The sequence below is a fragment of the Enterococcus sp. DIV0756 genome (assembly GCF_051710745.1).
Lineage (GTDB): Bacteria > Bacillota > Bacilli > Lactobacillales > Enterococcaceae > Enterococcus_A.
Genome location: NZ_JBIOLF010000001.1, coordinates 1685670 through 1705239 on the forward strand (window position 1 = coordinate 1685670; position 19570 = coordinate 1705239).

Here is a 19570-nt window from a genome sequence, read left to right on the forward strand (position 1 = left end):
TTCATTTCCAGAGAACTTCTTTTTCTCCTATAATATTGTTGGTTAGGAGGAACTCTGAATGCTACATCGTGAAATACTGAGTCCCGAAGAAGTTTTAGAAAAAATGCCTGGCTTGTCTGAAGGATTATTTGCCATTCGCTGCGGGCTTACAAAAAAGACCTATCAAATTATTTTATATAAATATCAAGAGGATTATTTTTTAGTAGAAAATCCCACACTGATTAGTGTCTTGCTTGAAAAAAAACAAAGCTTTTTTGGAACACCAGAACAACTTTTAAATGAAATTGAGATTTCTTTCGAGGAAAATCATTATCAACCTGCCTCGAAAGAGTGGGTTAACTTAGATTTGAATACCTTGAAATTATTAAATAATGTAGAAATCAAATTTTTTGATTTGGAAGAATAACAGGAAAACCTGTTATTCTTTTTTTCTGAATTGACGAAAAAGATAGTACACATTAATAACGGTGAGAATTGCTCCTAATAGAAAAGGGACGATCAAGCGACCTTGACTGTAACCAAAGTTTTTTTGAAAACTTTCTACAGAGGTCAACGAGACAATCGTTTGGCTATAGTTATAGACTTGATAACTGAAAGTTGTTAAAAAAACAGCAATCAATGTTAGAGCAAAACGACGATAGTCATTCGTTTTCTTTTTTCTAGTAAAAAAAAGAATGATATAAGCGACCATCAAAGCCGCGGGAACGCCAAACGCAAAAAGCGGGTTAAGCATCTATTTTACCTCCTTAAAACATATCGAATACATATTTTGATTTGTATCTATTTTACCACAACTTAGAAAAAGCTTGGATAATGAGAGGATGAGCAATAAGAAATTGTAATAGAGATTAGATTCTGGAAACTTTCTGGCTTTCAGAAGTTTGATTGGATTCGTATCAAAAATTAACAAAGCTTTCGTGAACATTGGACTATGGTAATAAGAATAAAAACCGCAATCATTTTCTTCGCTTTTGAAAAAAAGATATTTTAAACTATATTAGGTAACCACTTTGTGTTCCTTTGGAAAGCCGATCAGAAAGACAAATGACTAACGCTATCTAGGCGAATGATTGATCGTGTATGAAAAAGTAGATTCTTTTCAAAAAAATAAATCAAATTGTATAAAATTAAACGAGGGAGTTTTTTCATGAACAGTTACATTTTTCCAATCAAAGTTGCGGTAATCACTTTTCCGTTTTTGGCAATGATCATTACTGCGCCATTCTTGATCTATTATTATCGAAAGTATGGCGAACTAGGCAAGCTTAGAAGCGTCATTTTATATTCTTTTGTTTTTTATTTATTGTGTGCGTATTATTTAGTCATTTTGCCATTGCCAGATATTAGTGCGGTAGCGAAGATGACTGGCCCACGCTACGAGCTTCATCTATTTCAGTCGTGGCACAATTTTATGAATCAAACGGTACTGCAACTAAATAATCCAAGTACCTATTTACCAGCAATCAAACAAAGTGTCTTTTTGGAACCGGTCTTTAATATTTTCCTGCTTTTCCCATTTGGCGTTTATTGCCGCTATTATTTCAAGCTTTCAATTTGGAAAACTATTTTGGCGAGTTTCTGTTTGTCACTATTTTTTGAGTTAACCCAATTGAGCGGACTCTACTTCATTTATCCGCGCCCTTATCGGTTATTTGATGTGAATGATTTATTGCATAATACGTTGGGAGGCACTTTTGGTTTTATCTGTGCCCCTTTATTCACGTTCTTCCTGCCGACGAGAAGCGAGTTGGATTCAGAATCACTAGTAAAGGGGCAAAAAGTATCATTGTTGAGACGATTTATGGCGATGGTAATTGACTGGGTAGTGATCGGCTTCTTCAGTAGTCTATTGAGCCTATTCGCAAACTTCGTGCCAGTGGCACTTGAAGACTTATTGAACTACCCGATTGTTAGCTTCACATTAGAGGTTATTCTCTACTTTATGGTTGTCATGTACCTTTGGAACGGACAAACAGTTGGTAAAAAGATTGTACGAATTAAAGTTGTTGAAGAGAATCGGGAGCATATTCGATTCTGGAGCTTAGTGAAACGCTATAGTGCTTTTTATCTACTGCTTAATGGATTAATGCAGATTTTTGTCTTTACAATGACCAATTTTCCCCTTAATAATCATTCAATTTTTATCGCCTACGTCACATTTGGTTTTATGAGTTTAGGAATTTTACTTTTATTTCTATTCAACTTATTGTATGCTCTCATAAGAAGAAAAACCCGCCTATTCCATGATAAAGCGAGTCACACCTATACGATCAGTACGCTAAAGAAAGAGGTATAAGATGAGAACTTTTGAATCATTTAATTTCCAGCCGTTTATTCTTGAGGCTATCAAGGATAAGGGGTTTACAGAACCAACTGCGGTTCAAGAAAAATTAATTCCACTAATTAAAAAGGGGAAAAACGTTGTTGGACAATCCCAAACAGGATCAGGTAAAACCCATACATTTTTATTGCCATTAATGGACAAGATCGATGCTGCAAAGGATGAGGTTCAAATCGTCATCACAGCACCAAGCCGCGAATTAGCAACACAAATATACCAAGCTGCCATCCAAATTGCACAGTTTTCACCTTCGGAAATTCGTGTAACCAATTTTGTCGGCGGAACTGATAAACAGCGACAAATTGCTAAATTGACGACGCACCAACCTCATGTGGTTATCGGGACACCCGGTCGTATCTTGGATATGATGAATGAGCAAGCGTTAAAAGTTCATACCGCAGAATATTTTGTTGTCGATGAAGCGGACATGACTTTGGATATGGGCTTTTTGACCGAAGTCGATCAAATCGCTGGACGTTTACCAAAGCATTTACAAATGTTGGTTTTCTCAGCGACGATTCCAGAAAAATTACGTCCGTTCCTATTAAAATATATGGAAAATCCAGTAATTGAAGAAATTAAGACGAAAGCGGTAATTTCTGATACGATCGAAAATTGGTTGATTTCCACGAAGGGACAAGATAAAAATCGTTTGATTTATCAACTATTGACGATTGGCCATCCGTATTTAGCCATCGTGTTTGCTAATACGAAACAGCATGTGGATGAAATTAGTGCTTACCTAAAAGCACAAGGATTGAAAGTCGCTAAGATCCACGGAGATATTTCACCACGAGAACGGAAACGTGTCATGCGTCAGGTTCAAAACCTTGATTATCAATATGTGGTGGCGACAGATTTAGCCGCACGAGGAATCGATATTGAAGGGGTTTCTCATGTGATTAATGCAGAGGTACCGCAGGACTTAGATTTCTTTATCCATCGAGTCGGCAGAACCGGCCGGAATGGTTTGTCTGGTACGGCCATTACCTTATATGGACCGAGTGATGAAAATGATATCAGCTTGATTGAAAATATTGGTGTGACCTTCCAGCCAAAAGAAATCAAAAATGGAGAGATTGTTGATACTTATGATCGTAACCGTCGAAAGAAACGGGAAAAATCAAAAGATGAGCTAGATCCAACGTTGATTGGTTTGGTTAAGAAGTCAAAGAAAAAAATCAAACCAGGCTACAAGAAAAAGATTGATCGTGCGATTTCAGAATCAAATAAACAAAAGCGTCGTGTTGCGCGCCGTCAAGAAGAACGTGGTGCACGGAAGAATAAGAAACGTTCAAACTCCTAAAATTTTAGAGAAGTAAACATTAAAAGAACTTGTATCTATTAATCCGATACAAGTTCTTTTTGCATTTTGACACAGGGAATGCCGTCTTCTTCAAAGATATCGGAAACCACACGATAGCCAGCTTTTTCGTAAAAAGACTGAGCACTAACTTCAGCCGAAAGAATGGAGAACTGGCAGCCTTCTTGTAGCGCTCGTAATTCGATTTGTTTTAGAAGCTTCATTCCCAATCCTTGATGACGATAATTAGGATGGACACATAAGCGATCTGGATTCAATGTTAATTGATCCAGCTTTTGATAACGTACCGTCGCAACTGGAAACTGTTCCTCAAAGAAAACAAGATATTGGCGATCCGGCGTATCTAATGAATCAAATTCCAACTCAGCTGAGATATTTTGTTCTAAGACAAAAACTTGATAACGTAAATAAAAGGCCGCGGCTTGTAGTTCTGGCAAAGCGCCAAAATAATCCATCATCTTTTTCCTCATTTCTATATGATAATGGTATAATTCTAGCATATGAGTGTTGGAGGAGGCAGAAAGATTTATGAACTTGTTAGATCAATTAGACTGGTCCTATTGGAAACGATTGAATCCAAAGGAGAAACGCACCATGTTAAGCCAGCTTTTGCTTCATTTTGTCAATCCATTAATGAAGATTTCAGATATTGAATTAAAAGATTTTGAACTATACGGCATTAAATGTCAAACGTTCCAATTACTGATTGATGAAGAGGAGTTTGTCTTTATCCCTGGGAATAAGGATGCGATTCTCGGTTGGAACCTAGGAACAAAAGGATTGTCGTTATTAGAAACGGCACCAAATAAGCAAGAAATTATTATTCCGCAAGAATTAAGAGGACAATACAATTTCTTCGATGTAGATTCGCTAGGGGAATTGATTAATGATAAAACAACCAGCCTGCGTAAGGTTCAGATTCCACCTATGTTCGTGCAACGGTATGCTTTGCCGGCTGGAACAAGTTATTTAGGGATTTATGATTCTGTGACTGGAAGTTTCTCCGGAGAAGCGGATCAATTTTCAACCTATGAGCAAGAAATCAAAGAGATTTTGTCACCAACCCTGACCCCGGAAGAGAGCATGACTTGGTCATTTCCAAAAAACGTTTTGAAAGAAGATCGCTGGTACATTGAAATGGTCCCAAATTCTGATAGTTATCATGTGTTTAGTCATGAACGTCTTACGTATACAAGTTTACGAAAAAAAATTCGGAAAAAGAATTTTGACTTATTGACAGAGGATCAATGGGAATATGTCAATGGGGCAGGCAGTCGACGGTTATTCCGCTGGGGGAATGATTTAAATGTCACAGACCCTTATCGTGGGAAGAATGTCCGAAAAATGATGGAGCAGGAGAATATGTTCGGGCTATTTTTCGATACCTCGATGGAACGCTTTGAAATTACGGAAGATCCCGGCGTATTGAAACTGACCAATAAGAAAAACAATGTGGGGATTCCGATCGTTGATTTTCTACCATTATCTAGTTACTACAGCAATACGACGACCATGCTGCATGAGGAGATTCTTTCACCAAGCGACTATTTGTATCGTAAGGCGATTTTAATCAAGATCTAGTTTGACTTTTGACGGACTTTTTTCTATACTCTAAAAAGGATATGGTTTATTAATTTCGCTTCCACAGAAAGTGCACGATTGCTGAAAGCTGCACGTGGCGTATGATAAATTGCTCCCAGCAACTTTTGATTGAAAAATCAACGCTGCTCAGCGTTAACGAGCTGAAGAGGTAATGATCAAACTATCATTGCAATCAAGGTGGTACCGCGAGTTTTCGTCCTTGACTGCAGTGGTAGTTTTTATTTTTTTGAGAAAAGAGGAGAACAGATGAAAAAATTATCAAGCGCGCAAGTGCGCCAAATGTTTTTAGACTTCTTTAAGACCAAAGAGCACATGATCGAACCCAGTGCATCTTTAGTTCCAGTAAATGATCCAACGTTGTTATGGATCAACTCAGGTGTGGCGACCATGAAAAAATACTTTGATGGTAGCGTCGTACCAGAAAACCCACGGATTGCCAATGCACAAAAATCTATCCGGACAAACGACATTGAAAATGTTGGTAAAACTGCGCGTCACCATACGATGTTTGAAATGCTAGGAAATTTCTCGATCGGTGATTATTTCAAAGTGGAAGCCATTGAATGGGCTTGGGAATTCTTAACTTCACCTGATTGGATCGGCTTTGATCCAGATAAATTGTATGTAACGGTTTATCCTGAAGATAAAGAAGCAAAACGCATCTGGTTAGAAGAAGTCGGTATTCCAGCAGACCATGTGGTTGAAATTGAAGACAACTTCTGGGATCTTGGTGCTGGCCCAAGCGGTCCCGACTCAGAAATTTTCTATGACCGCGGCGAAGCCTTTAACGATTTAGCTGAAGACGATCCAGAAAATTATCCTGGCGGCGAAAACGAACGCTATCTAGAAATCTGGAATCTGGTCTTTTCAGAATTTAACCACACTCCACAGGGCACCTATGAACCATTGCCACATCAAAATATTGATACGGGGATGGGGCTTGAACGGATGGTTTCGATCATTCAGGATGCACCAACTAACTTTGAAACAGATTTATTTTTACCAATTATTGGCAAGGTTGAAGAATTGAGCGGCAAGAAATATGGCGTGGATAAGCAAATGGATGTGTCATTCAAGGTCATTGCGGACCATATTCGTTCATTAGCGTTTGCGATCGGCGATGGTGCGTTACCGTCAAATGAGGGACGTGGATATGTCTTACGTCGTTTGTTGCGTCGTGCGGTCATGCACGGCAAAAAATTAGGCATCGATCAAGCTTTCTTGTACAAGCTCGTTCCAGTGGTGGGCGAGATCATGGTCAGCTACTATCCAGAAGTAAAACAACAAGAGGCCTTTATTCAAAAAGTCGTTCGGACAGAAGAAGAACGGTTCCATGAAACCATCAATGACGGCTTATCAATGCTGAACGATGTGTTAGCTGAATTAAAAGCGAAAAACGAAACAACGTTAGACGGGAAAGTTATTTTCAAATTGTACGATACGTTTGGTTTCCCTGTAGAATTAACAGAAGAAGTCGCAGAAGATGAAGGCTTAAAAGTCGATCATGAAGGCTTTGATGTGGAAATGCAGGCACAAAAAGAACGTGCTCGGGCTGCTCGTACAACAGAAAAATCAATGGGTGTTCAAACCGCTTTATTAGGCGATATCAAGGTAGCAAGCAAATTTGTCGGCTATGATCATTTGGAAAGTGAAAGCGAATTGCTGGTGATCCTAAAGGATGATGCGATCGTTGACATGGTCGGTGAAGGCGAAGCACGCTTGATCTTTGCGGAAACACCGTTCTATGCTGAGATGGGTGGACAAATCGCGGATATTGGGATCATCGTCGATAGCGAGGGCCAAATCATCGCTAACGTGACCGATGTGCAAAAGGCACCAAATGGTCAAGCACTACACACCGTTGAAGTCCTTGCGTCATTAAAAGAAGGCGAAAAATACTTCTTGCAGGTCAATGCTGCATACCGCAATAAGATCATCAAAAACCATACAGCGACTCACGTCCTGCATAAAGCCTTGAAGGAAGTGTTAGGCGATCACGCGAACCAAGCCGGTTCATTAGTAACAGACAAGCATTTACGTTTTGACTTTACCCATTTCGGTCAGGTGACAGCAGTCGAACTAAAAGAAATGGAAAAAATCGTCAACCAAAAAATTTGGGAAGCTATTCCAGTGGTAACGATCGAAACCGATATCGATACGGCGAAAAATATGGGTGCAATGGCATTATTTGGTGAGAAATACGGCCATGATGTGCGTGTTGTCAACATCGGCGATTGGTCGATCGAACTTTGTGGGGGAACACATGTCATTAATACGGAAGATATCGGCTTGTTCAAGATCGTATCTGAATCGGGGATTGGTGCTGGTGTTCGCCGGATTGAGGCATTAACAGGTAAAGAAGCCTATGAAGCCTTCCGTGAAGAAGAGGAACAGCTGTTGCAAGTCGCACAAATTGTGAAATCACCACAAATCAAAGAGGTTGTTAGCAAAACTGAACAACTACAGCAACAACTTCGCGAACTGCAAAAAGAAAATGAGCAGTTGGCTACCAAACTAGCCAATCAACAAGCTGGCGATGTTTTCAAAGATGTTAAGGAAATCAACGGTACAACTGTGATTACCGCGCAAGTCAATGTGAAAGATATGAATCAATTGCGTCAACTGGCGGATCAATGGAAACAAAAAGCCTTGTCAGATGTTTTAGTTTTAGGAACCGTTCAAGGTGAAAAAGTAAATCTGTTGGCAGCAATGAGTCCAGCAGCCAATGAAAAAGGATTAAAAGCTGGCGATTTAATCAAAGCAATTGCACCAAAAGTTGGCGGTGGCGGTGGCGGCCGTCCAGATATGGCTCAAGCCGGTGGGAAAAATCCAGCTGGTCTAACGGATGCATTAGCAGAAGTAGCAAATTGGTTGGCTTAGTTTTATGAGTTTGAAGACAGCATCCTTGTGGTGCTGTCTTTTTAATGAGAAAATGAAGATTCCCCAGCGACTTTCTTTTATTAATAAGGCGATTTGGGTATAATTCAAATGAGAGAAATATTTTCTGAAAAGAGGGGACCATTTGGGAATTATTGAGCAAATTATTTTATTGATTTTTATTGTCAACTTGGTAGGGGCAATCATTACTGTGTTTCGTAAGCCAAGAAATATTACGACAATCTGGGCCTGGTTATTGACCCTAATTTTTTTACCTGTGATTGGATTTTTGATTTACGCTTTTTGTGGACGAGGCATCGATGGGGAAACGATGTATCTGTTTGAACAAGAGGATGAAGACCGTGTTAAGGAAATCAACGAAATTATCCAACACGATAATCGTCATGTAGATTATAATGAGCCGGATCAATTGTATCCTGCTGCAACGGCACTAGTAAAATATTTCAAAAATTTAGACGAATCACCGTTGGCGATCCGAAATGAATTGGATTTTTTCTTAGATGGAACGGAGAAATTTGAACGCCTGTTCAAGGATTTGCGGGAAGCACAAAGTACGATTCATGTTGAATACTATGCGTTCTTCAACGACCGTATCGGTAATCGCTTTATGCGGATTTTAGAGGATAAAGCTGCTCAGGGTGTGGAAGTTCGGATGATCTATGATCCATGGGGGTCACCAAAGACGAATAAAAAGTTTTTTGAGACCTTGATTAAAAATGGCGGAAAAGTCGCACCTTTTATTACTTCAAGAAATATTTTGGCTAAGACTCGCTTAAATTACCATTTACATCGGAAAATTGTGGTTATCGATGGACAAATTAGCTGGACAGGTGGTTTTAATGTAGGGGATCAGTACCTTGGAGAATCGAAACGATTTGGAAGATGGCGTGATACTCACGGGAGAATAGAAGGAACTGCAAGTTTTACCCTGCAGGAAATCTTTATTCGTGATTGGAATGCTTCTGTCAAAGATAAGACTAATCGGATGAGTTATTTGCCAGAATATTTTGTTTTGCCGCAAAAGCAGATCGAAAAAGGGGTTCCTATGCAAATTGTTGCAGATGGTCCTGATTCCAGCGAACAAATTATTAAAGATGGTTTCGTACGGTTGATTTTAGCTGCTGAAAAAAGTGTTTGGATTCAAAGTCCATACCTTGTTCCCGACGAGACGATGATCTCAGCCATTTTAATCGCAGTGCGTTCAGGGATTGATGTACGAATTATGATCCCGAATATGCCAGACCATCCATTTATTTATCGCGCGACGCAATACTACGCCAACTATCTCCATCAACGAGGAGTAAAAATCTATCACTTCGCAGATGGCTTCATTCATTCTAAAACCATCGTGGTTGATGATGAACTTGCCACTTTTGGTTCTACGAATCAAGATATCCGCAGCTATGAATTGAACTTTGAGGTCAGCAGTTTTATTTATGATCCAGAGATTGCTCAGCTGTTTAGAAAGATTTTTGAAGATGATATGAAGGATTGCATCCTATTGACTGATGAAATGATTGCGAACCAATCACATTGGTTAAATTTCAAGCAACGCTTTTCGCGCCTATTATCACCTGTTTTATAGTTTTTTTCGCAAACCTTGGCGGGCAAGATTGTCCGCCCCTTTATTTTTGCTCTCCGGAATCCATTGAAGGACGAGTAGAGGAAATTGCGGAGCTAATTCATTAAACTCTGATAAATATGGCTGGAAGAGCTTGTTTTTTGTCTGACCTTGGTCTAAAATTTTTATTGCAGTTTTACTATCTGAATGAAGTAAAATCGTTTGATCATTCAGTCCTTGATCAATTAAATAGTGTAATGCACGGAGAATGACAGCAAATTCAGCTTGGTGATTGTTGGTCTCAGTCATCGAGAATGCGAGCTGTGTTTGCTTTTCAGAAATAATTAAGATACCTCCACCGCTTTTTTCGGTATTCGTAGCAGCATCTGTATAAACTTTTAACATAATGACCATCCTTTTTAGAGTAGGAGTAGATGAATGAAGAAAAAACGCTATTTTTGGCAACCAGAGCTGTCAATCAGCATCATTTATTGGTCGTTGACCTTTATTGTTCTTTTTTACGGATTAATTTTGACTTTGGAGAAGACCCATCCATATTTACAAGGAAATATTGTTATCGGCATAGCAATTCTATTTGCGATTGTTGGTCTTCATCGTTATTTAACGATTGATGAGTCTGGTATCAGGGTTCGCTTTGCTAGATTATGGCGCCGCGAGACGCTTTTACGGGAGCATATCGATTATTTAACCCCCTGTAAAGACGGGGTAATCATCCAGCGAAAAGGACTCAGTGGCGCTTCCTTTCATTTCGCCATGCGAAAAAAAAGAAAAGCTGCCTTTATAAAAGATTTCATGAGCTTCTATCCTGAAATTGAAATCAGAGAAGAAAACGAAAAGATCAGTCACGACTGATCTTTTCGTTTATTTCTTTTTTACATGAGCTGCCTGCATCCCGCGAGCACCTTCCACAATTACAAATTCAACTTCGTCACCAGGATCCAGTGTTTTGAACCCCTCGTTTTCAATCGCGGTGAAATGAACAAAAACTTCTTGATTTTCTTCGTAGGTAATAAAACCATACCCTTTTTTTTCATCAAACCATTTAACAATGCCACTATTCATTACGCAACACCCCTTTGCAATTGCTGGTTTTATTATACGTGATGGAAACAAAAATTGCGAATCAATGAGTTTGGTGATTCTAAGTGGTGTTTTTCTTGAAAAAATTCGTTATAATAAAAAGGAACGAATAAAAAAGTGTATTTCTCTGAGTAACGTTCGGGAAAGGGAGTTTTTATGAAAACTGATATCGAAATATCTCAAGCGACGACTTTAGCACCAATCACGGAGGTCGCAGAAAAAATCAACTTATCTTTTGATGATCTGGAGTTACATGGCAAATATAAGGCAAAGATTGAGTTTGATGCGTTAGACCGGATGAAAGAACAGCCAGAAGGAAAACTGATTCTTGTCACTTCGATCAATCCAACGCCAGCAGGAGAAGGAAAATCAACGGTAACGATTGGATTAGGAGATGCTTTAAATAAAATAGGCAAGAAAACAGTCATTGCTTTACGCGAGCCTTCTTTAGGCCCTGTGATGGGCATTAAAGGCGGTGCAACAGGCGGTGGTTATGCGCAAGTATTACCGATGGAGGATATCAATCTTCATTTTACCGGTGATATGCACGCGATCACAACGGCGAACAATGCTTTATCAGCCTTGCTTGATAATCACATTCACCAAGGGAATCAATTGAACATCGATGCCAGACGTGTGATTTGGAAACGGGTGGTGGATTTAAACGACCGTGAACTGCGCCATATTACGGTTGGTTTAGGCGGACCAATCAACGGGGTTCCTCGGGAGGATGGCTTTGATATTACGGTTGCTAGTGAAATCATGGCAATTTTATGTCTTGCGACAGATATTGAAGATTTGAAAAATCGCTTAGCCAATATCGTGGTCGCTTATACGTTTGAGCGTGAACCAGTAACAGTAGGTGATTTGAAAATCGAAGGGGCTCTTGCGTTAGTTCTTAAAGACGCTATCAAACCGAATTTAGTTCAAACCATTTATCAAACACCGGCCTTTGTCCATGGCGGACCGTTTGCCAATATTGCCCATGGCTGTAACAGTATTTTAGCTACAAGAGCTGCTCTGCATTGCGGGGACTATGTGGTGACTGAAGCTGGTTTTGGGGCAGATCTTGGCGGTGAAAAATTCTTAGACATCAAAGTACCAAGCTTGGGCAAAGCACCGGATGCAGTGGTAATTGTAGCGACGATCCGGGCATTGAAGATGCATGGCGGCGTAGCTAAGTCGGATTTAAGCATGGAAAATCTTGACGCATTGAAAGAAGGCTTTAGCAATTTAGCGAAACATATTCGTAATATGCGTAAGTATGGCTTACCGGTGGTTGTCGCTATCAACGAATTCATTAGTGATACCGATAAAGAAATCGCACTGTTAAAAGAGCTTTGTGAGCAGGAAGGTGTCAAGGTTGAATTAGCCAGTGTTTGGGAAAAAGGACCAGATGGCGGGATTGATTTAGCAAATACAGTTGTTGAGACAATTGCGACTGAAGAAAACCAGTTCCATTCAATCTTCAGCAGAGAGCACGATGATTTAACTGAAAAAGTTGAGACAATCGTCCGTGAAATCTACGGAGGAAATGAAGTTATCTATAGTAAGAAAGCAAAACAACAACTGGCCAGCTTTAAAAAATACGGCTGGGATCGTCTGCCTGTTTGCATGGCGAAGACGCAATATTCCTTATCCGATGATCCAAGCAAGTTAGGTGCACCCATTGATTTTGATGTAACGATTCGCGAATTTGTACCAAAAATCGGTGCTGGATTTGTAGTCGCGTTAACAGGCGATGTTATGACAATGCCTGGACTGCCTAAAAAGCCCGCAGCTTTAAATATGGATGTCGATGAAAAAGGCAATGCTATCGGATTATTCTAAAATGAGAAAAGGCGTATACACTTGTAAAAACAGGTGTATACGCCTTTTTGCATATTCAAAAGCTGATTTTGCATAATTTATCGAAAATATGCAAAATAATTTATAAAAAACCATTGACTTGTATAAACAGTACACGTATAATCTTCACAAATAGTAGTTTTCTAATCGTATTATTATTCAATTCCAAGGATAGTAGATACTTTTCACAGGGGCCATGATTGCATTCTGCTTTCGTAGATTCCTAGCGTGGCATGTGTAAGAAAGCTCATACATTAGTAGCAAAAGGAGGGGTTAATATGAAAGTTTCGATTATTGGAGTGACTGGTTATAGTGGTGTTGAACTGGTGCGACTATTGTTGCAGCATCCTAAGGTAGAAATAACTTCCATTCATAGTCATTCACAGAACGGCAAAGATATTGATGAGTATTTGCCGCACTTAAATCGATTGTTGGACCTTCCTTTGGAACCAATTGACTCTAAGAAAATCATGGAGCAGTCAGATTTAGTTTTCTTTGCTACTCCATCAGGTATTTCAAAAGAGATAGCAACAACATTTGTGAAGGCTGACTTTCCCGTCATTGACCTTTCGGGCGATTTTCGATTAAAAACAGATGGGCAATATGAGAAATGGTATAAAAATTCAAGTGCTCCTTTTGAAATTTTGCAAAACGCTCATTATGGTTTAGCAGATTTTTATACAGAACCTTCATCAAAATTAATTGCCAATCCCGGTTGCTATGCCACTGGAACGTTGTTATCACTGGCACCGTTGGTTCAACAAAAAGTCATTGAAAAAGATTCAATCATAGTGGATGCAAAATCTGGACTTTCTGGAGCTGGAAAGAATTTGTCGGAATCTAGTCATTTTGTCAACAGCAATGAAAATATGACCCTGTACAAAATGAATAGTCATCAACATATCCCAGAAATTATGCAGCAGTTAAAGAAATGGAATAAAGACATTCCAGCCATTCAGTTTTCAACATCATTAATTCCAGTAACTCGCGGCATTTTTATCACGACCTATGCGCGTAGCAAGGAAAAGTTGACACAGGAAAAGGTTTTGGAGCTATTCCAAACTTTCTATCAGGAAAAACCTTTTGTTCGTGTTCAGGATCAAGATGTTTATCCCAATTTACGTCAAATTGTCGGTTCGAATTTCTGTGATATCGGTGTGGCTTATAATGAAGTCACCAATATTATTACCGTTGTTACAGTATTAGATAACTTAGTGAAGGGGGCCGCTGGCCAAGCGGTTCATAATCTAAATCATTTAGCAGGTTGGCCGGAAACTACCGGATTAAATCTCGTACCAATTTATCCATAAAAAATGTCGGAGCGTGAAGAATATGCAAATTATAGATGGAACAATCGCCAGTCCTAAAGGCTTTTATGCAACTGGCTTACATGCAGGGTTAAAAAAAGAGAAGAAAGACTTAGGCGTGATTTATTCAGAGGTTCCTGCTAACGCTGCGGCCGTTTACACAACAAATCAAGTCAAAGCAGCACCAATCTTTGTGACCAAAGAAGCAATGAAGGATGCCAAAATTCAAGCGGTGGTAGTTAATTCTGGCGTGGCCAATGCTTGTACCGGAAAACTTGGGTTAGAAAATGCGAAAGAGATGCAAGCCTTAACAGCAGCTCAGTTAGCGATCCCACAAGAAAATGTCGCGGTTGCTTCTACTGGAGTGATTGGGAAACAGTTGCCGATGGAAGTCATCGAAGCAGGAATTAGCAGCATTGATTTGCAGAAACAAGAACAGCCATATGGCTTTCACGAGGCCATCCTGACGACTGACACAGCGACGAAAGAAATCGTCATTACCGAGGAATTCAACGGACAGCAGGTAACTATGGCTGGGGTTGCCAAAGGATCAGGAATGATCCATCCCAATATGGCGACGATGCTGGCATTCATTACCACCGATGCTCAAATTTCAGAAGAGTTGCTGCAGGAAATCTTAGCAGATAAAACAGAAACCACCTTCAATCAAATCACTGTTGATGGGGATACATCCACGAACGATATGGTGCTAGTTTTAGCCAATGGCTTAGCCGAAAATCCAGTGATTGAAAAGAATTCCGAAGCTTATGAGAAATTTGTTGCGATGTTTCAACTAGTCAGTGAAACATTAGCTAAAAAAATCGCTAAGGATGGCGAGGGCGCGACGAAATTGATCGAAGCACAGGTTGTCGGCGCACTTAACGGCAGCGAAGCACGATTAGTTGCGAAGAAAGTCGTTGGTTCTAGTTTAGTAAAAACAGCGATGTTTGGCGAAGATCCCAACTGGGGACGAATCATTTGCGCAGTTGGTTATGCGGGGTCACATACGAATCCAGAAAAAATCGATATGTGGATTGGTGACCAGCAATTATTAAAGAATAGTCAACCGCAGGAATTTGACGAAGCGTTGATGAAACAAACGTTAGAAAAAGAAAAAATCAATATTACCGTTGATCTAAATATCGGTGATCAAAGCGGACAAGCTTGGGGCTGTGATTTGACCTACAAATATGTCGAAGTAAATGCTTTGTATCACACATAAGAGTATAGGGAGCGAAAAAAATGGGTAAGATAGTCGTAAAAATTGGCGGTGTGGCCAGTGATAATTTAACAAATAATTTTTTTGAGCAAATTGAGACCTGGCAAGCTGACGGTCATGAAATCATCGTTGTTCATGGTGGGGGTTATTATATTACGGAAATGATGGAGCGTTTAAGCATTCCGGTTATGATCAAGGATGGTTTACGAGTGACAACTGAACAGGCGTTAAAAGTGACGCAAATGGTACTGATTGGTCAGGTTCAACCGACCATTACGACTTTATTTCAACAACAAGGCTTTGGTACGATCGGTCTTAATGCCTCCAGCGATAATATGATTCAAGGGACTTTTATTGATCAAGAAAAATTAGGATATGTCGGCGAAATCACCGAGATCAATCCAGCGGCGATTGAAGGGGTTTTGTATAAGAATTACATTCCGATTATCGCGCCTCTGGGCATGACCGCAAATGGTCAATGGCTTAATATCAATGCAGATGATACTGCGTGTAAAATCGCTGAAGCCCTTGAAGCAGATGCGCTGTATTTATTAACAGATGTACCAGGAGTGAAGCAAGAGGACAAATGGCTTGAAAAGATTTCGATCCATGAAGTCGATCAGCTGAAAGCCGAAAAAGTAATTACTGGGGGCATGATCCCTAAATTAAATAGTGCCGTTGATGCGTTAGAAAACGGCGTTTCAGAAGTTCACATTACCAATTGTATCGAATGTGCAGGTACTGTGATCGTAAAGGAGGGGGTCTTTGCATGAGTCATTTGTTTCCAAATTATGCAAGGGATACGATTGATCTAATGAATGGTTCAGGAAGCTATGTTTATGATCAAGATGGAAACAGCTATTTGGATTTTATGAGCGGCATTGCTGTCAGTAATTTAGGTCATAACCATCCTAAGGTGATGCAGGCCTTGACTGAGCAAGCGGATAAAATCTGGCACAGCTCAAATTTGTATTCCAATCATCTGCAAGAGCAGGTAGCTGAAAAATTGACTATGGGAAAGGATTATTTAGCTTTCTTTTGTAATAGTGGAACCGAGGCCAATGAAGCGGCGATTAAATTAGCGAGAAAGGCCACTGGGCGTTCGAAAATTCTTAGTTTTGAGCAATCATTCCACGGACGAACCTACGGGGCTTTGAGTGCAACGGGACAGCCGGCGCTGCAAGAAGGTTTTTTCCCAATCGTCGAAGGGTTTGACTATCTTCCTTATAATGAACTAGCTCCTTTAAAAGAGAAGTTGACTGATGATGTAGCCGCAGTTATGTTAGAGGTTATTCAAGGAGAAGGCGGGATTGTCCCTGCAGAAAAAGAGTGGCTTCAAGCAGTCGCAAAATTATGCAATGAAAACGGCAGTTTATTGATTATTGATGAAATTCAAACCGGTATGGGAAGAACAGGAACCTTCTACGCGTTTGAGGATTATCAGATCGAACCAGATATCATTACGATCGCCAAAGCTTTAGCTAATGGCATCCCGGTGGGTGCGATGTTAGGAAAAATCGAATTAGCCGAAGCTTTTGGCCCAGGTTCTCACGGAACAACCTTTGGCGGAAACAATCTGGCGATGAGTGTGGCGGACACCGTGGTAGGCGAGATCAATCAGCCGGAATTTTTAGCAGAAGTTGCGGCTAAAGGTCAGTATTTGATGGATGAACTCACCAAATTGAGCAAGAAATCTAATAAAGTCCTCGAGGTTCGGGGAAAAGGTCTGATGGTAGGTGTAGAGTTGGATTCACCAGAGACGCTACAGCAGGCAATCCAAGAGTTAAAGGCGCAAAAACTCTTAGCCATCAAGGCTGGAAAAAACGTACTTCGCTTGCTGCCACCGTTGACCATCAGTCATGATGAATTAGCAAAAGGTGTTGAAATTATCAGCTCTGTATTACTAAAATAGGTCAATTTTAATTCAATATGTATAAAAAATCCTCTTCATTTTAACCGATGTTGAGGATTTTTAGCGTGTTTAGGTAGAGAAAACAGCCTTTTTAACAGATATTCAACTTTTTTATTGTTATTTAAAAAGTGATTGAGAGTTGATATATCAAAGTATTTAACAATGATAATCATTATGTTTAAAAGGGAATAAACTTTTAGGGATGTAAACGTTTGAAAAAAGGGCTATCTTTTAAGCGTGAGATAATTACGAATCATTCTCAACTAAGAAAATAATAGTGAGCGGCTTCTCTTTTGACCCTTGCGGTGCACAGTAAGTAAAGAAGAGCAGCAGATACTTGAATATAGATCAAATTATGAAAAGAGAGGAGGAGGATTATGAAGAAGCATTTATTAGATAAGAATCAGCTTTTTTCACTGAAGCGTAAGACATTAGAAAAGCGCATCAGCGAGTATTATTTTGAGACTGGTGATGTCAAGGATACGTTGGAGTTTTTACTTGTACTGCAAGTGCGAGAAGAATTAACCAGCGATGATTTTTCTTTTATGACAGTTGATATCGTTAAGCATATCTTTATGAAAACGAAAAATACGCGTTTATTACGCCGTTTAGCTGTTTTCTTCGAAGCATACTTTGATAAGAAAGAATGGAAAGTTTTGTCACGTAGATTGTTTACCATTAAACATTTCATTGGTGAAAAGCTTCCAAAGCTATATGAACACTTCGTTAAAATACCTTTGGAAGGATTAGTCGGTTCATGAAGCTGATTTATCCAGAATAAGCAGAAGGGGATGGAGAGTATAAGTAAGACGAGAATCAGACTACAAGTTAAATATGAAAAAAGCAACGGAAAATACCATCGTTTTAGTATCCAAAATGTTGATCGGGATGTATCAGCAGAAAAAATCAAGTCTTCCTTAGGAAAACTGGCGATTGTTGATCTGTTTGATCAAGAGGGCGTTGGCTTTTTTAAAAAGGCGGTTGAGGCGAAATTTGTCGAAACCACTGAGTCAGAGATTTTTGATAAACAAAACGATGAGAAGACCCTACAGGAGAAACAACCCAAAGCCTTAGCTGAAGAAAATCCGATTCGAATCCCAGAAGATCTGATCATCACGGAAGAAAGACCGGAGCCAGGTGTTTTGATCCAAAAAATTGGGTTACCAGCGGGAATTGATCTTCAAAAATTGAATGATCAACAAACGACTTCTATTTTGGTCACTTGTATGCACGTCGATGCTGAGCTGGCAGATGTTTGGATTGAAGACAATCGATTTGTGCTGATTGAGAGAATGAACAGCTAATCGATCCTTTTTAAACAAAGAAACAATCAGCACCTATAGCATCATTTCTGTTTGCTTTATCAGAAATCCAACGTTGGTATAAGGCGAACAACTAACAAAATTAGGCCTAGTTGTTGTTGTGGTTAAACTTAATTATGATTTTTTAAACCTGCTGAACTAGCGGGTTATTTGGCGAGGCTGATTTTTTTCTAGTTTATTTAACTCGTTGCGTAATAGTCAACGAGCCAAGTAATTTCCCTTTACCTTGAATCCTCAAACACTCCTCTGAATGTTGTCTTCTTATTTTTCCTCATACCTGAGACTTTCCATCACGCTTTTTTTCACTTATACTGGAGCTATCGGATTTTATCTGAATTAGAATCGAAAATAGTTTTTTTTAAATTGTTTAGAAAATCTAGTTCGTTGGATTTAAAAAATGATTTCACTAGTAAGGAATAAGGAGCAGCCGAATGGGAGAACGGGCAGATATTTTTTTAAGTACCTTTAATCGGATTGAAAAAGAACTAAAACGCCAATTGGGCAATCCCGCGAATATGAGTTTTAGCGAAGCGGTTCGTCGTCTGTCAAAACGACGCGACAATATCATTGGCGGAAGCGAGAATGATTTATTGCAATTAGCACAATTACGCAATGCGATTGTGCATGATCAGGTAGCGGATGATTTTGTTATTGCTGAGCCAAATGAGTGGGCCGTCAAACGAATTAAACAAATCGAAGAGAGCTTGCTGCGTCCGGAAAAGGTGTTGCCGCGGTTTGGCAAAAAGGTCACTGGATTTGAGCGAAGTCTGCCATTGGTAGAAATCATGAAAATTATCACGGAGAAACGGTTTTCGCAGTTCCCGGTATATGACTCTGGGAAATTCATGGGCTTGATCACTTTGAGAACCATCGGATTTTATTTTGCGCAGGCCAGTTTGTCTGGTTCGGTCAGTCTTAAGGGACGGGTGGCTGAGGATTTATTACTGGCAAATGGCAAACGGGCGAATTTTAAATTTGTTTCTGCTGATACGAAAGTGTCTGAGGTAGAAAAAATGTTTCAAACAGAAGCCATTTTAGAAGCGATTTTGATTACCAAAGATGGAAATTCGGATGGCAATCTGTTAGGCATCATTCGTCCACGGGATATTTATAGTCAAGAAGGGGAGCAATAAGC

Annotated in this window: 19 protein-coding genes; 15 read left to right on the forward strand and 4 right to left on the reverse strand. The window is 39.7% G+C overall.

Features of this window, described 5'->3' with window-relative positions; all coding sequences use genetic code 11:
- Positions 1–58 precede the first annotated feature (58 nt).
- On the forward strand, positions 59–406 hold the full coding sequence (locus IGI44_RS08220; RefSeq protein ID WP_438787291.1) for a hypothetical protein: 348 nt from the start codon (positions 59–61) through the stop codon (positions 404–406).
- Between the two features lie 12 nt (positions 407–418).
- On the opposite strand, the gene IGI44_RS08225 is transcribed toward IGI44_RS08220, so the two are convergent.
- A complete protein-coding gene (locus IGI44_RS08225; protein ID WP_438787292.1) occupies positions 419–733 on the reverse strand; it encodes a hypothetical protein in 315 nt (104 codons plus the stop codon).
- 414 nt (positions 734–1147) lie between these two features.
- Between IGI44_RS08225 and IGI44_RS08230 the strand changes: the two genes are divergently transcribed.
- On the forward strand, positions 1148–2296 hold the full coding sequence (locus IGI44_RS08230) for a VanZ family protein (RefSeq protein ID WP_438787293.1): 1149 nt from the start codon (positions 1148–1150) through the stop codon (positions 2294–2296).
- 1 nt (position 2297) lies between these two features.
- Entirely contained in the window at positions 2298–3647 is a 1350-nt protein-coding gene (locus IGI44_RS08235; protein ID WP_438787294.1) for a DEAD/DEAH box helicase, read from the forward strand.
- A 38-nt stretch (positions 3648–3685) separates the two neighbouring features.
- On the opposite strand, the gene IGI44_RS08240 is transcribed toward IGI44_RS08235, so the two are convergent.
- A complete protein-coding gene (locus IGI44_RS08240) occupies positions 3686–4123 on the reverse strand; it encodes a GNAT family N-acetyltransferase (RefSeq protein WP_438787295.1) in 438 nt (145 codons plus the stop codon).
- Positions 4124–4193: 70 nt separating this feature from the next.
- Between IGI44_RS08240 and IGI44_RS08245 the strand changes: the two genes are divergently transcribed.
- From IGI44_RS08245 to cls, 3 genes are all read left to right on the forward strand, one after another.
- The gene (locus tag IGI44_RS08245; RefSeq protein WP_438787296.1) at positions 4194–5246 is read left to right on the forward strand and encodes a DUF7278 family profilin-like fold-containing protein; all 1053 of its coding nucleotides are present in this window, start codon (positions 4194–4196) and stop codon (positions 5244–5246) included.
- A 267-nt stretch (positions 5247–5513) separates the two neighbouring features.
- Positions 5514–8147 carry an alanine--tRNA ligase gene (gene alaS / locus IGI44_RS08250; RefSeq protein WP_438787297.1) on the forward strand — a complete coding sequence of 878 codons (2634 nt, stop codon included), beginning with the start codon at positions 5514–5516 and terminating at the stop codon, positions 8145–8147.
- 142 nt (positions 8148–8289) lie between these two features.
- Positions 8290–9750: a cardiolipin synthase gene (gene cls / locus IGI44_RS08255; protein ID WP_438787298.1), complete on the forward strand. Its 1461-nt coding sequence runs from the start codon at positions 8290–8292 to the stop codon at positions 9748–9750.
- Here cls and IGI44_RS08260 read toward each other — a convergent pair.
- Positions 9745–10131: a ribonuclease HI family protein gene (locus IGI44_RS08260; protein WP_438787299.1), complete on the reverse strand. Its 387-nt coding sequence runs from the start codon at positions 10129–10131 to the stop codon at positions 9745–9747. The genes cls and IGI44_RS08260 overlap by 6 nt on opposite strands.
- 33 nt (positions 10132–10164) lie before the next feature.
- On the opposite strand from IGI44_RS08260, the gene IGI44_RS08265 reads away from it, so the two are divergent.
- Positions 10165–10599 (forward strand): EbsA family protein, encoded by a 435-nt coding sequence (locus IGI44_RS08265; RefSeq protein WP_438787300.1) that lies wholly within the window; start codon positions 10165–10167, stop codon positions 10597–10599.
- Between the two features lie 9 nt (positions 10600–10608).
- On the opposite strand, the gene IGI44_RS08270 is transcribed toward IGI44_RS08265, so the two are convergent.
- Positions 10609–10809 carry a cold shock domain-containing protein gene (locus tag IGI44_RS08270; RefSeq protein WP_438787301.1) on the reverse strand — a complete coding sequence of 67 codons (201 nt, stop codon included), beginning with the start codon at positions 10807–10809 and terminating at the stop codon, positions 10609–10611.
- A gap of 174 nt (positions 10810–10983) precedes the next feature.
- Here IGI44_RS08270 and IGI44_RS08275 point away from each other — a divergent pair, with 174 nt between their 5' ends.
- From IGI44_RS08275 to IGI44_RS08310, 8 genes are all read left to right on the forward strand, one after another.
- Positions 10984–12657: a formate--tetrahydrofolate ligase gene (locus IGI44_RS08275; protein WP_438787302.1), complete on the forward strand. Its 1674-nt coding sequence runs from the start codon at positions 10984–10986 to the stop codon at positions 12655–12657.
- Positions 12658–12953: 296 nt separating this feature from the next.
- Positions 12954–13985: an N-acetyl-gamma-glutamyl-phosphate reductase gene (gene argC / locus IGI44_RS08280; protein WP_438787303.1), complete on the forward strand. Its 1032-nt coding sequence runs from the start codon at positions 12954–12956 to the stop codon at positions 13983–13985.
- A 22-nt stretch (positions 13986–14007) separates the two neighbouring features.
- Positions 14008–15204 carry a bifunctional ornithine acetyltransferase/N-acetylglutamate synthase gene (gene argJ / locus IGI44_RS08285; protein WP_438787304.1) on the forward strand — a complete coding sequence of 399 codons (1197 nt, stop codon included), beginning with the start codon at positions 14008–14010 and terminating at the stop codon, positions 15202–15204.
- Between the two features lie 20 nt (positions 15205–15224).
- A complete protein-coding gene (gene argB, locus IGI44_RS08290; RefSeq protein ID WP_438787305.1) occupies positions 15225–15974 on the forward strand; it encodes an acetylglutamate kinase in 750 nt (249 codons plus the stop codon).
- Entirely contained in the window at positions 15971–17113 is a 1143-nt protein-coding gene (locus IGI44_RS08295) for an acetylornithine transaminase (RefSeq protein ID WP_438787306.1), read from the forward strand. Before argB ends, IGI44_RS08295 begins: the two co-directional genes overlap by 4 nt.
- 377 nt (positions 17114–17490) lie before the next feature.
- Positions 17491–17874: a hypothetical protein gene (locus IGI44_RS08300; protein ID WP_438787307.1), complete on the forward strand. Its 384-nt coding sequence runs from the start codon at positions 17491–17493 to the stop codon at positions 17872–17874.
- Between the two features lie 30 nt (positions 17875–17904).
- Positions 17905–18417 carry a DUF2922 family protein gene (locus IGI44_RS08305; protein ID WP_438787308.1) on the forward strand — a complete coding sequence of 171 codons (513 nt, stop codon included), beginning with the start codon at positions 17905–17907 and terminating at the stop codon, positions 18415–18417.
- A gap of 449 nt (positions 18418–18866) precedes the next feature.
- Positions 18867–19568 carry a CBS domain-containing protein gene (locus IGI44_RS08310; RefSeq protein WP_438787309.1) on the forward strand — a complete coding sequence of 234 codons (702 nt, stop codon included), beginning with the start codon at positions 18867–18869 and terminating at the stop codon, positions 19566–19568.
- Positions 19569–19570 lie beyond the last annotated feature (2 nt).

Coding starts and splice junctions, on each gene's coding strand:
- IGI44_RS08220 (WP_438787291.1), top strand. CDS start 59: ATGCTACATCGTGAAATACTGAGTCCCGAAGAAGTTTTAGAAAAAATG.
- IGI44_RS08225 (WP_438787292.1), bottom strand. CDS start 733: ATGCTTAACCCGCTTTTTGCGTTTGGCGTTCCCGCGGCTTTGATGGTC.
- IGI44_RS08230 (WP_438787293.1), top strand. CDS start 1,148: ATGAACAGTTACATTTTTCCAATCAAAGTTGCGGTAATCACTTTTCCG.
- IGI44_RS08235 (WP_438787294.1), top strand. CDS start 2,298: ATGAGAACTTTTGAATCATTTAATTTCCAGCCGTTTATTCTTGAGGCT.
- IGI44_RS08240 (WP_438787295.1), bottom strand. CDS start 4,123: ATGATGGATTATTTTGGCGCTTTGCCAGAACTACAAGCCGCGGCCTTT.
- IGI44_RS08245 (WP_438787296.1), top strand. CDS start 4,194: ATGAACTTGTTAGATCAATTAGACTGGTCCTATTGGAAACGATTGAAT.
- alaS (WP_438787297.1), top strand. CDS start 5,514: ATGAAAAAATTATCAAGCGCGCAAGTGCGCCAAATGTTTTTAGACTTC.
- IGI44_RS08260 (WP_438787299.1), bottom strand. CDS start 10,131: ATGTTAAAAGTTTATACAGATGCTGCTACGAATACCGAAAAAAGCGGT.
- IGI44_RS08265 (WP_438787300.1), top strand. CDS start 10,165: ATGAAGAAAAAACGCTATTTTTGGCAACCAGAGCTGTCAATCAGCATC.
- IGI44_RS08270 (WP_438787301.1), bottom strand. CDS start 10,809: ATGAATAGTGGCATTGTTAAATGGTTTGATGAAAAAAAAGGGTATGGT.
- IGI44_RS08275 (WP_438787302.1), top strand. CDS start 10,984: ATGAAAACTGATATCGAAATATCTCAAGCGACGACTTTAGCACCAATC.
- argC (WP_438787303.1), top strand. CDS start 12,954: ATGAAAGTTTCGATTATTGGAGTGACTGGTTATAGTGGTGTTGAACTG.
- argJ (WP_438787304.1), top strand. CDS start 14,008: ATGCAAATTATAGATGGAACAATCGCCAGTCCTAAAGGCTTTTATGCA.
- argB (WP_438787305.1), top strand. CDS start 15,225: ATGGGTAAGATAGTCGTAAAAATTGGCGGTGTGGCCAGTGATAATTTA.
- IGI44_RS08295 (WP_438787306.1), top strand. CDS start 15,971: ATGAGTCATTTGTTTCCAAATTATGCAAGGGATACGATTGATCTAATG.
- IGI44_RS08300 (WP_438787307.1), top strand. CDS start 17,491: ATGAAGAAGCATTTATTAGATAAGAATCAGCTTTTTTCACTGAAGCGT.
- IGI44_RS08305 (WP_438787308.1), top strand. CDS start 17,905: ATGGAGAGTATAAGTAAGACGAGAATCAGACTACAAGTTAAATATGAA.
- IGI44_RS08310 (WP_438787309.1), top strand. CDS start 18,867: ATGGGAGAACGGGCAGATATTTTTTTAAGTACCTTTAATCGGATTGAA.